The sequence below is a fragment of the Cardiobacteriaceae bacterium TAE3-ERU3 genome, from assembly GCA_019218315.1.
Lineage (GTDB): Bacteria > Pseudomonadota > Gammaproteobacteria > Cardiobacteriales > Cardiobacteriaceae > JAHUUI01.
Map to the genome: position 1 here is coordinate 39,247 of JAHUUI010000002.1, position 12,267 is coordinate 51,513.

Annotated in this window: 13 protein-coding genes; 10 read left to right on the forward strand and 3 right to left on the reverse strand. The window is 46.2% G+C overall.

The window, feature by feature from the left end; genetic code table 11:
• Positions 1 to 8 precede the first annotated feature (8 nt).
• Together KRX19_03590 and KRX19_03595 are read left to right on the forward strand one after the other, a co-directional pair.
• On the forward strand, positions 9 to 455 hold the full coding sequence (locus KRX19_03590) for a hypothetical protein (GenBank protein ID MBV7434101.1): 447 nt from the start codon (positions 9 to 11) through the stop codon (positions 453 to 455).
• On the forward strand, positions 452 to 748 hold the full coding sequence (locus KRX19_03595) for a cell division protein ZapA (GenBank protein MBV7434102.1): 297 nt from the start codon (positions 452 to 454) through the stop codon (positions 746 to 748). The genes KRX19_03590 and KRX19_03595 overlap by 4 nt, the downstream gene beginning before the upstream one ends.
• A 96-nt stretch (positions 749 to 844) precedes the next feature.
• On the opposite strand, the gene KRX19_03600 is transcribed toward KRX19_03595, so the two are convergent.
• A complete protein-coding gene (locus tag KRX19_03600) occupies positions 845 to 1,486 on the reverse strand; it encodes a dienelactone hydrolase family protein (protein MBV7434103.1) in 642 nt (213 codons plus the stop codon).
• A 37-nt stretch (positions 1,487 to 1,523) separates the two neighbouring features.
• On the opposite strand from KRX19_03600, the gene KRX19_03605 reads away from it, so the two are divergent.
• The 8 genes from KRX19_03605 (at position 1,524) to KRX19_03640 (ending at position 10,758) form a co-directional block, all read left to right on the forward strand.
• A complete protein-coding gene (locus tag KRX19_03605) occupies positions 1,524 to 1,640 on the forward strand; it encodes a lipoprotein (GenBank protein MBV7434104.1) in 117 nt (38 codons plus the stop codon).
• Positions 1,633 to 2,901 carry a diaminopimelate decarboxylase gene (lysA, locus tag KRX19_03610; protein ID MBV7434105.1) on the forward strand — a complete coding sequence of 423 codons (1,269 nt, stop codon included), beginning with the start codon at positions 1,633 to 1,635 and terminating at the stop codon, positions 2,899 to 2,901. Before KRX19_03605 ends, lysA begins: the two co-directional genes overlap by 8 nt.
• Entirely contained in the window at positions 2,898 to 4,286 is a 1,389-nt protein-coding gene (gene leuC / locus KRX19_03615) for a 3-isopropylmalate dehydratase large subunit (protein MBV7434106.1), read from the forward strand. The genes lysA and leuC overlap by 4 nt, the downstream gene beginning before the upstream one ends.
• Complete coding sequence (gene leuD, locus KRX19_03620; GenBank protein ID MBV7434107.1) at positions 4,286 to 4,915, forward strand: 3-isopropylmalate dehydratase small subunit; 630 nt, start codon at positions 4,286 to 4,288, stop codon at positions 4,913 to 4,915. Before leuC ends, leuD begins: the two co-directional genes overlap by 1 nt.
• Positions 4,912 to 5,979, forward strand: a complete 1,068-nt coding sequence (gene leuB / locus KRX19_03625) for a 3-isopropylmalate dehydrogenase (protein ID MBV7434108.1) — start codon at positions 4,912 to 4,914, stop codon at positions 5,977 to 5,979. The genes leuD and leuB overlap by 4 nt, the downstream gene beginning before the upstream one ends.
• A 110-nt stretch (positions 5,980 to 6,089) precedes the next feature.
• Complete coding sequence (locus KRX19_03630) at positions 6,090 to 8,507, forward strand: hypothetical protein (GenBank protein ID MBV7434109.1); 2,418 nt, start codon at positions 6,090 to 6,092, stop codon at positions 8,505 to 8,507.
• Positions 8,504 to 9,292, forward strand: a complete 789-nt coding sequence (gene truA / locus KRX19_03635; GenBank protein ID MBV7434110.1) for a tRNA pseudouridine(38-40) synthase TruA — start codon at positions 8,504 to 8,506, stop codon at positions 9,290 to 9,292. The genes KRX19_03630 and truA overlap by 4 nt, the downstream gene beginning before the upstream one ends.
• Positions 9,292 to 10,758 carry an NAD(P)H-hydrate dehydratase gene (locus KRX19_03640; protein MBV7434111.1) on the forward strand — a complete coding sequence of 489 codons (1,467 nt, stop codon included), beginning with the start codon at positions 9,292 to 9,294 and terminating at the stop codon, positions 10,756 to 10,758. The genes truA and KRX19_03640 overlap by 1 nt, the downstream gene beginning before the upstream one ends.
• 10 nt (positions 10,759 to 10,768) lie before the next feature.
• Here the strand turns inward: KRX19_03640 and KRX19_03645 are convergent, their stop codons facing one another.
• Positions 10,769 to 11,401, reverse strand: a complete 633-nt coding sequence (locus KRX19_03645; protein MBV7434112.1) for a CoA transferase subunit B — start codon at positions 11,399 to 11,401, stop codon at positions 10,769 to 10,771.
• Between the two features lie 2 nt (positions 11,402 to 11,403).
• A complete protein-coding gene (locus KRX19_03650; protein MBV7434113.1) occupies positions 11,404 to 12,108 on the reverse strand; it encodes a CoA transferase subunit A in 705 nt (234 codons plus the stop codon).
• Positions 12,109 to 12,267: the final 159 nt, after the last annotated feature.

Below are 12,267 nucleotides of genomic sequence, written 5' to 3' on the forward strand. Positions count from 1 at the left end.
GATTTATTATGCAGGAACGTTTGCACATTGATGAGATGAAACGTATTGAAAAACAAGTTAATACGCTGGTTAAGTCGTGGCAGAAATTGACCAAGAGTCATACTCAGCTTGAAGAGAAATATGCAATTTTGAATGAAGAAATGGCACGAGTGAAATCACGACATCAAGAAAAATTGGCGGAGCTTGAGCAGCAGCATAGTGAAGCTAAAGAAGCTGCACAGTTGGCACTGGAATCAGCCGTTTCAGATGAAGGACGCCGCTGGCAGCAGAAATATGATGAAACCATTGCGGCGCATGAAACGCAACTTCGCGAGACAAACGATGCCCACCAAAATGAGCTCAGTGAGCTACGTTTAGAGATGGAGCGCAAAGAGCAGGCTCTTACCAGAGAGCTGGACCAAGTGAGAAAAGTAAAAGATGCGTTGAGTAGCCGTGTGCTGGGAGTAGCAGAATGAGTCGCGAAAAAATCAAAGTTACGTTGAGTATTCTGGATAATAACTATCCTTTGATGTGCGAGGCACATGAGCGGAATTTGCTCATCGAAGCGGCTGAGTTGCTCAATGGGCACTTGCAGGATTTGCGTAGTGCCAACCCAAAGTTGCCGCATGATCGACTGATTGTCATGGGTGGGTTGCAAATGGCATTCGATTTATTACAGGAACGCCAAACCATTTCACGTGAGGTAAAGACGGTTAATCAAACTACTTTGCGCTTGCTTGAAGTGCTTAAGGAAGCAGAAGTTGATTAGGTTTATCACTGGATGATTTTGTTGTGATGGGAAGTTGGCTTTACCATCACAATAATATTGAGGCAGCCGTTAGTATGGCTGCCTTTTTGTTGGCGTTTAGAAACCGCGTAATTTTAGCCACTCGGAGATATCCTGAATTTCCGGCAGGCTGACTTCATGTCCGATAGGGTAGTTCTTCCAAGTAATATTGTAGCCTCTCTCCTGTAGCGTGGTATATGAAGATTCGCCGAGAGTATAGGTAACAATAGGATCTTGAGTGCCGTGCATCATCATGATTGGTGGCGCAGTGTTCTCTGCATTTGGCGTCTCTTGTGGATTGAGTAGATAGCACGACAATGCAAGAATGCCGCCACATGGGTTACGGGTGCCACAATGTAAAGCCATTGCGCCGCCTTGTGAAAAACCGGCAAAAATGATGTTCTCAGGGCTGATGCCTTGAGCAATTTTTGCGTTATATATGGCTTGGATAGCTTGCGCACTATCAGCTATACCCTCACGATCATGGCCGCGTAGGGCAAAGTCTGTAATATCGTACCAGCCGCGCATACCCATTCCGCCATTTATGGTGATAGGGCGTACGGGGGCATTAGGAAAAATGATTTCTGTAGATGGTTGCAGATTGAGCATCGGGACAATCGGCATAAAGTCATTGCCATCAGCACCAAGCCCGTGTAGCCAGATAATCGTACGCTCAGGGCAACCCTGTGATGGATGGATGATTTGTTCGAGCTGTGTCATAATCGCTCTCCTTTCCAATTAGAAATATGTAGTGTAAATGAAATACTGGGCAATGATAATCATGCTGGGCGGTTTGGTGTTGGTTGGCTGTGGACAAAAAGGTCCTTTGTACTTGCCAAAGGATGATGTGGCGCAGGAGCAGAACAATGGATAAACGCGGCGTTTGGGCACATTTGCACGAAGAAAATAATGATTGGGTTTGTGATGGTGTGGCACTTGCTCCATTAGTCGAGCGCTATGGTTCGCCGTTGTATGTGTACAGTGGTGAACATATATTAAATCAGTACCACGCTTACCATGAGCACGGTCGCTCAACAGAATTGAGTGTGCATTATGCGGTCAAAGCCAACAGTAATTTGTCGATCTTGCGCTTACTCGCTGAGGCGGGCGCTGGCTTTGATATTGTCTCTGGCGGTGAACTGGCGCGGGTTTTAAAAGCCGGCGGTAGTGCTGAAAACATTGTGTTTTCCGGTGTAGCGAAAACTGATGATGAGCTTAATGCGGCTTTAGAGGCTGATATTGGCTGTTTTAATATTGAATCAGGTGAGGAATTGCAGCGCTTGTCGCAGCTGGCAGTCAATGCAGGCAAGACTGCAAGAATTGCTTTGCGTGTTAACCCTGATGTTGATCCACAGACGCATCCCTATATCTCGACCGGTCTTAAAGAAAATAAATTCGGTATTTCCATGGATGAAGCATTGCCGCTGTATCAGCATGCGGCGCAGTTGGATGGTATTGAGATCATCGGCATGAGTAGCCACATTGGCTCGCAGATTACAATTATGCAGCCATTTCTCGATGCACTGGACAACATGCTTGAACTTGCCAAAAAGTTGGCTGATGCAGGTATTACCTTGCAGCATCTCGACATTGGTGGGGGGCTGGGCATTATGACGCCAGAACAAACTGACGTGCAACGTCCACAAGATTTATCTGCGGCATTACTCGATAAACTGCAAGATAGCCCATACGCACTGCATATGGAACCAGGGCGCTCCTTGATTGGCAATGCAGGTTATTTGCTGAGTTGCGTGGTTGGTACGAAAGAACAGTCGGGTCACAACTTCATCATGCTCGATGCAGGGATGAACGATTACATTCGTCCAGCACTGTATCAGGTGCGTCCTGCATTCCGTAATCTCAGTCAGGCAAGTGATACTGAGGTACGCAGTGAGATTGTTGGTCCGGTATGTGAGACAGGTGATACATTTGCGCGTGGCTATCCTTTGACCGCAAAGCGTGGTGATATTATCGCCATTGCGGGTGTTGGCGCATATGGCATGGCGATGAGCGGTGATTACAATACACGTCCTAAAGCAGCTGAAGTGCTGATCATCAATGGTGAAGCACGTTTGGTGCGCAAGCGGCAAACCTTTGATGACCTGATTGCGCAAGAAGTGGAGCTGCTTGGATGAGTGGACAGACACTCTACGATAAAATTTGGCATGCCCATGCAGTACGCGAAGAAGATGGGCAAACCTTGCTTTATATTGATCGCCATTTAATTCATGAGGTGACGTCAGCACAAGCTTTTGAAGGTTTGGAGTTGGCGGGGCGTAAGTTGTGGCGTAAAGAATCCATGCAGGCCGTTCCTGACCACAACGTGCCAACTTTGCATCCAGAGCAAGGCATCGTCGACCCGATTGCAAAGATTCAGGTTGAAACCTTGCAAAAGAATTGCTTGAGCCACGGGGTAAAGCTTTTTGATCTCAACGATATTCGCCAAGGTATTGTGCATGTGGTAGGGCCTGAGCAGGGCTTGACTTTGCCAGGTATGACGTTGGTTTGTGGTGATTCACATACAGCGACGCATGGTGCTTTTGCTGCGTTAGCGTTTGGTATCGGGACGTCTGAGGTTGAGCATGTCATGGCGACGCAAACTTTGCCGCAGAAAAAGACCAAGCGCATGCGCATCACGATTGACGGGCAGCCGGGTAAAGGCGTGTACGCCAAAGACCTGATGCTGGCGGTGATCAGTCACATTGGTACGGCAGGGGGTACGGGCTATACGTTGGAGCTTGCTGGCGAAGCTGTGAAGGCACTGTCGATGGAAGGTCGGATGACCATGTGTAATATGGCGATCGAAGCGGGTGCGCGTGCGGGATTGGTCGCCGTAGATGACACAACATTGGATTATTTGCGTCAGCGCCCCAGTGCACCTCAAGGTGAGATGTGGGATAAAGCGGAAGCGTATTGGCGCACACTGGTCAGTGATGATGATGCGGTGTTTGATGCTGAAGTGTGGCTCGATGCTGCTGACATAGCACCGCAAGTCAGCTGGGGTACGTCGCCAGAAATGGTGTGCGGGGTTGACGGACAAATTCCCGTCACTGCTGCCGACGACGCTAATCAGCGTCGTGCCTTGGAATACATGGGGCTACAAGCGGGTATGCCTATCCACGATATAGATATTGATGCGGTATTTATTGGCTCGTGTACCAATGGCAGAATACAGGATTTGCGTGAGGCAGCGGCTTTCCTCGGTGGCAAACGCGTAGCGCCTCAAATTAAAATGGCGATGGTGGTACCAGGCTCAGGATTAGTCAAACGCCAGGCAGAAGCAGAAGGTTTGGATAAGATTTTTACTGCTGCAGGATTTGAGTGGCGTTCACCAGGGTGCTCGATGTGCCTGGCGATGAATGCCGACAAATTACCACCCAAAATGCGTTGTGCTTCCACGTCCAACCGCAATTTCGAAGGTCGCCAAGGTCAGGGTAGCCGTACCCATTTAGTCAGCCCTGCAATGGCTGCTGCTGCGGCAGTAGCGGGGCATTTTGTAGATATTCGGACGGTGTCATAATGCAGCCATTTGTACAAGAAAGAGGTATCGTGATGCCTTTGCCGCGTAGCAATGTCGATACTGATGCGATCTTACCGAAGCAGTACTTGAAGCTGATCAGCCGCAGCGGCTTTGGGCAATATTTGTTTGATGATTGGCGCTACCTGCCTGATCGCAGTGATAATCCTGATTTCGTCCTCAATGAGCCGCGTTACCGCAGTGCAAAATTTTTACTGGCTGGTGAAAATTTTGGCTGTGGCTCCTCGCGCGAACATGCCGTGTGGGCGCTTGCTGATTATGGCTTTCGCGCAGTCATTGCGCCGAGTTTTGCCGATATTTTTTACAATAATTGTTTCAAAAATGGTCTATTGCCAGTGATACTTGCTGCAGATGCGGTGGACATCCTCTTTGCACGTTGTGACCAGCAAGAGACGCTGGAACTCAAAGTCGATCTTGAAGCACAGCTTGTTCATCAGGGTGAGGACAGTTGGCCATTCAGTATTGATGGCTTCCGCCGCCATGCCTTGCTACAAGGGTTAGACGACATCGGACAAACTTTAAAGCACCGAGAGGATATTGCTGCATTTGAAGCGCAGCACCGGCAGCATTTTCCATGGCTATTCAGCGAATTTCAGGAGGGGAATAAATGAACAAAGTATTATTACTACCGGGGGACGGTATTGGTCCAGAAATCATGGCGCAAGCTGAGAAGGTATTGCGTGCCTTGATGGACGAAGGATTAGAGATCGAGCTGGAATACGGTGACCTTGGCGGCTGTGCTGTTGATAAGCATGGCGATCCGTATCCGGAAGAAACACGTAGAAAAGCGAATAATGCCAGTGCGGTATTGCTCGGTGCGGTTGGTGGTCCTAAATGGGACACAGAAGCGCGCCATTTACGCCCTGAAAGTGGCTTGCTCGCTATTCGTAAGGACTTGGGGTTATTTGCCAACCTACGTCCAGTCAATGTTTTTCCGGCATTAGCGGATCGTTCGAGCCTCAAACGTGAGTATGTGGCAGGATTGGATTTGTTAATTGTACGCGAACTCACTGGCGGTATTTATTTTGGTCAACCACGTGGCTTGGGAAATACAGATGATGGGCTGCGTGAAGGCTTTAATACTTTACGCTATAACGAAGAGGAAGTACGCCGTATTGCTCGTGTTGCATTTGAAGCAGCAGCGGGGCGCTCTGGGCAGTTGTGCTCGGTCGATAAAATGAATGTACTTGAAGCTTCGCAGTTGTGGCGCGAAGTGGTTGAAGAAGTGGCTAAAGACTATCCGTCGGTGACGCTGTCGCATATGCTGGTTGATAATGCCGCCATGCAGCTGGTGCGCGCGCCAAAGCAATTTGACGTTATTCTCACCAGCAATTTGTTTGGCGATATTTTGTCCGATCAGGCATCGATGCTATCCGGCTCGATTGGCTTATTGCCATCTGCATCTTTGCGTGGTGATGGTGTGGGTTTGTTTGAGCCTATCCACGGCTCAGCGCCTGATATTGCTGGTAGTGGTAAAGCCAATCCATTGGCGATGATCTTGTCTGTTGCCTTGATGCTACGTCATAGTTTAGCGCAGCCACAAATGGCAGAATGTATTGAAGTGGCTGTTTCAAATGTGCTTGATGCAGGCTTATTGAGTGCAGATTTAGTTTCTGGAACACAGCAGCCCCTTTCGACGGATGAACTCGGTGATAAGATTGTAGAACAATTGTAAACTAGCTTATTAGCAAACATTTAATTGAGATAATGAGCCTGTTATACTGGGAAAAATTAGCTTAATCACTAAGAGCCAAGCGCTCTCTGAACATTGCATAAGGAAGTCATATGTACGCTACTGACAGTAAGTCAATTCGCACCATAATCGTTGGCGTATTCGCCGCTGGATTGTTGCAATTTGCTCATGCTTTTGGCCTAGGTCCTATTACGGTAAACTCCCATTTAGGAGAACCACTGCGAGCGACAATTAACGTCACTGATCTTGATGCTAGTCAAAAGGGTAACACTGTAGTGAGTGTTGCTGGCAGTGAAGCATATCGCAGTCGTGGTATTGAAAAACTGCCTAGCCATGAGCAATTAAGAGTATCCTTACAGTCTTCCGCAACAGGGCACTATATCAATATCTCAACGCCTAATATAGTGCGCGAACCATTCATTACCTTTGTGTTGAGTGTGAAGCATAACGGTAAAGAAACCTTGCGAGAGTATACAGTTTTCTTGGATCCTGCAACGGATGGCTTGGCTATTCCATCTATCACTTCTCCTGCAAAAAACGATATTGATCCTGCAGAAGGAGCTTCAGATGCATCAAGTAAAATTAAATTACTTGTTAACCAGCCGGCTGCAGCTACATCAAATGGTTGGCAAGGTAAGCCATCTAAGCCTATAGAGTCAGCCAGTGATCGTATAAAGAAAGACAATTGGCAAGGACGTAGTTATGGTCCAGTTAAAAAAGGGGAAACACTTTTTTCTATTGCGGAAAAAGTGAGGCCATCACCTGACTATCCAATTCAGACAATTATGCGCCAAATTTACCGAGAAAATCCAAGTGCTTTTAACAGCAATCAGCTTAGTAGTTTAATGGCCGGATATCGCTTATCAATCCCTGTTTTTACCAAAGAGCTAGTACCGCTGCCTGCCGACACAGCAAAATCTACAGCTTCTACGGCTAAATCTATAAAACAGGCTGCACCTATAAATTCTGAGGCAGCAAATGTAGCTTCAGATACATCAGTAGTACAAGTACAAGAGGTCAATGATGTAAATGAAAAAGCGGGTCAGGATGATAATTCAGATGGTCAGAAAATAGAAGAAGGTAGTATTTCTCTTGATGTTGTAGCAAGTGGTGATTCAGCAGATTTTGCTTCTAATAGTGAGGAAAGTAATGTTGGGTCAGTTTTACATAATACTGACAGTGAAGTAGATCAAAGTGAAAAACCTAACCTGACAGCTTTAAGTAATTTAAATCCTGAGTCAGTCGAGGGCGAATTTGAGTCTGAAGCGGTTGAAATGTCGGATCGAATACAGCGAACCGATGGAAGTATTGCTACTGAAAGTCAGGAAAATGTAGTCTTGGCTAATATGGATAATACTGTAGAAGAGCATGACAATACAGTAGTATCGGGCAACGCACAGCAGAGTTCAAATGATGGTGCAGCTGAAGGAGCTGCTACGACAACTGCTTCCGTAGCTAATCCTGAATTATCTACATCTGATTTAGTCATTGAGGAGGAACGTTCTGTTGATAAACAAGCGTCACAAAGCTTCCTTAGCACTACTTATGCTTTCTTGCCAATGTGGCAATGGCTGGTTATTGGCGCTTTATTATTGGCATCAATTGCGTTATTACTGTTTAGGCAGCGTAAGAAACATGAAGTAGATGCGTATGACACGCTAGATGAAGATGAAATGGATGCAGTGTTAGCAAAAATAAATGCACTGGAAAGAGAGGATGGTCATGAAAATGTTAGCGCTAAACCAATGCTAACGGAACTCGATAGCTATCCTGATTTTGAAAATAATAATATTGAACAATCAGAGTGGAAAAATGAGATTGCTCTTGATGAGTTAGATGATTACGAAACTGATCAGCATGATAAAGCAACAGAAGGCTGGGAGGGTTCTAGTGAAAGGGATCCTGATATCGCTGTTGAAAAGGAAGATTATGATTTCTTCCTTGCTGAAAATGAAGAAGTGGCTGAAACGAGGAAATCTGAGTATTCTCATATCGAAAAGGACCTTAATTTTGATATTGACCTCGGAAGTTTGGAAAGAAATTTCGGTACGACAGCAGATCTGGAAAATTTGTCAGAAGAAGATAATTTAGACTTCTTTAGTGAGAAGCCTAATAATGAGGCTGTTGAGTTAAATCCTATTTTGAATGAGGATCCATCAGAGAAAGGTGATTTGGCTTGGTTAGATGAAGAAAATGATCTTGATGATTTGTTTATTAGTGATAGCAATTTTGAGCAAGAGAATGCTAGCGAAAGTAGTACGAGTACAGATCAAAAGAAATTGGAAGTAGAGGTGCCTTTTGTCGCTGATGAGGTATTAGCAGACAGTGCTGAGCCAGCTGTAGCAGTTAATACTGCAGAAATGGAGATCAATTTGGATCTTGCAGTGTCATTTATTGCAACAGGTCATGGAGAGCGAGCAATCATATGGCTTGAAGAGGTACTTGAAGTGGGCACAGATGAGCAAAAAGCACGCGCAAAAGCACTGATGGATAAAGTACGTGGTGCATGATGCGCTATGCAGTAGCTGTTGAATACGATGGTACGCATTACTCGGGCTGGCAGCGCCAGCCCTTTTTTGCGCAAACAATTCAAGAACAAGTTGAACAGGCACTAAGTAAGGTTGCGAACCATCCTGTTGAAGTTGTCTGTGCTGGCCGTACAGATGCAGGAGTTCATGCTTTACAGCAGATTATACATTTTGACAGTGATGCTGCTCGTGATACTTATGCATGGCTTGCTGGTTGTAATCGCTATTTGCCTGCAGATATTCGCCTACAATGGGTACATTGCGTCAATGATGAATTCCATGCGCGTTACAGCGCCAAACGTCGCCGTTATCGCTATCTAATCCGTACTAGGCATCAACCATCGGCACTATGGCGTATGCGCTGTTATTGGCACCGCTACCCTCTAGATATTGAAGCGATGCGTGAAGGGGCTCAGTATTTAATCGGTGAACACGATTTTAGTGCCTTTCGTGCAGCTGAATGTCAGGCTCAGACGCCAAACCGGTTCATTGAATCAATTAGCATTCATGGTGATGGCGATTGGTTATGGGTAGATGTCTGTGGTAATGCCTTTTTACACCATATGATTCGTAATATTGTTGGTACCTTGCTTCCTGTTGGTTCCGGCAAGCAGGATCCACTGTGGGTTAATGCAGTTTTGCAAAGCCGGGATCGTCGTGAAGCTGGTATTACTGCTCCAGCACACGGATTGTATTTTGTTGATGCGCAGTATGAAAGTGAGTTCAATTTGCCTCCATTCGTATTGGATCAAGGGGGATTGTGGTAATGCTACTTACGCTGCCCATCGTTAATGGTGTCGATATTGCGCAAATTGATACATTAATTCTTAAAACGCAAAGTATCAGTCATGCAATGCTGATGGAGGAAGCAGCAGCTGCTTGCACTGATTGGCTGATCAATCGCCATGATAGGAAGACTGCTTTTCTTGTCTTATGTGGAGCTGGTAATAATGGTGGGGACGGCTTGGCTATTGCGCGTAGGTTATTCATGGCTGGCTATCGTGTTCGCGTCTTTTCTGAGCAAGGAAAAACGGGGTCATTGCAGCTACAGCAATACCAACGTACAAAAAAGCTTTTACCAATTGGCCACTTGGGTGAAGCGTGGTTTGAGCAGCGTGATGAAGTGGTTATTGATGCCTTATTTGGTGTAGGTTTACGCGGTTCTATCCGTGCGCCTTACGGTGAATATATACGTCGTATCAACTCAATGCAGGCGAAGGAATGTATTGCCATTGATATGCCATCAGGCCTCACAGATGATGGAGCAAATGCTGATCAGCTTGTTGTTCAAGCTGATGCTACACTATCGCTATGTGTACCCAAGCACAATCAATTATGGGCGTGCCATGAGCGATATATTGGTAATTTACATGTATTGCCCTTAGCCTCAGCACAAACTGCCCTAAATGCCTGGTCAGCTTCTCCTCAGTGGTTAACATCTGAATGGATTACAGCGCAGCATCCGGCGCAGCAACGTTTCGCTCATAAAGGCAGCTTTGGGCGTGTATCCATAGCAGCAGGAGGGCATGGTATGGCTGGTGCAGCGATTATGTCTGCAGCGGCTTGTTTGCGCAGCGGCACAGGGTTAAGTACGTTACACATTACAGAAAATCTACATGCTGCAATACATGCGGCATTACCGGAAGTGATGTTGTCTCAAGAAGCGAAACCTCCTGTCAATGCAGACGTTCTGGCGATGGGACCTGGTTGGGGGCAAAGCAGTGAGCGCGAGAGACAATTAACTGAATGGCTAGCTGCCCCATGCAGGGCCAGAGTAGTTGATGCAGATGCCTTGAATTTGCTTGCCCAGCTACCAATGAACTTACATAAACTACCCGATAATACGATATTGACACCACATCCTGTGGAGTTTTCGCGCTTGACAGGAGAAGCGATACCAGAAAACGATGACCGTATTCAGCAAGCCCGTGAGTATGCAATGAAGTGGGATGTAACGGTTGTACTGAAAGGAAAATATAGCGTGATTGCCAGTAAGGAAGGGAATGTCTGGATTAATCCAACGGGCAATAGTGCGCTTGCTAAAGGCGGTAGTGGTGACGTATTGACCGGTATGATCGCAGGCTATCTTGCTCAGGGGTATAATCCGGAAGTTGCAGCAACTATGGCCGTTTACTATCACGGTTTGGCCGCTGACTTGGTGATCCGGCAAAAAAATGCCCGCGCAGTTGTTGCGCGGGATATTGTGGAAATGCTAGCTCAATTACCCATTTGATGGGGAAAGATTAATCACTGATGAGTGGTACACCAGTAATGGATTGCGCGTCTGAGAGTGTGACTCCGTCAGCCAGTTCAACGACTTTTAAGCCAGATTCATGGACATCAAAAACCCCTTGGTCTGTAATGATTCTATTGACGACACCAGTTGCAGTAAGAGGTAAGGAACATTCAGGAACAATCTTTGGTTGACCTTTCTTGGTGGCATGCTCCATCAGTACTATGACGCGTTGTACTCCGACAACCAGATCCATCGCACCACCCATGCCTTTAACCATTTTGCCGGGGATCATCCAGTTAGCCAGATCGCCTTTATCAGTGACTTCCATAGCGCCCAGAATTGCAAGGTTTACATGACCACCGCGGATCATGGCAAACGATTCACTACTAGAGAAGTAGCTTGCGCCTTTGGTGGCGGTGACAGTTTGTTTGCCGGCATTAATTAGATCAGCGTCAATTTCTGCTTCGGTTGGGAATGCACCAATACCTAGTAGTCCATTTTCTGATTGTAGAACGACGTCCATTCCTTCAGGAATATAGTTAGCAACAAGTGTAGGCAAGCCAATGCCGAGATTGACGTAAAAGCCGCTTTGCAGTTCTTTGGCTGCACGTTGAGCCATTTGTTCTCTATTCCATGCCATGGTTATTCTCCTGAGCGTGTTGTGCGCTGTTCGATACGTTTTTCCGGATGTGTGTTGACGACCAGCCGTTGGACATATATACCTGAGAGATGAACTTCATCAGGATCGATATCACCAATTTCAACTATTTCTTCGACTTCCGCGATGGTTATTTTCCCAGCCATGGCACAGTCAGGATTAAAGTTGCGTGCGGTCTTACGGAAGATGAGGTTGCCACTGCGGTCTGCCTTCCAGGCTTTAACTAATGCAACATCTACATGCTCAAAAGCGTGCTCAAGCAAATATTCATGCTCACCAAAAACACGAGTTTCTTTACCTTCGGCAACTTTTGTACCAACACCTGTACGGGTATAGAACGCAGCAATACCAGCACCCGTAGCGCGCAATTTTTCTGCTAATGTGCCTTGTGGAGTCAATTCTACTTCCAATTCGCCTGAGAGATATTGGCGTTCAAACTCTTTGTTTTCACCAACATAGGAAGAAATCATCTTTTTGACTTGCTTGCTTTCTAGAAGAACGCCAAGGCCAAAACCATCAACGCCTGCGTTGTTACTGATACAGGTCAAATCGGATGCATTGGTATCGCGTAGGGCATCAATCAGTGCTTCAGGAATACCACACAAGCCAAAGCCGCCAACTGCAATCGTAGCGCCATCTGTAATGACATCTTGCAATGCTTCTTTTGCATTGGGAAACGTTTTATCCATGCTTACTCCCGGAAATTATTTTCATTAGTTAAAATAAGCTTAACTTATCCTATTATATACAGTGACGCGTAGTTGTATCAAACTTTCCAAGGCTGGATTTTACACCTTGCTAAATTTATGCCGAATAACATAATTTCAAGCCGCTAAGCCAGTTATTTT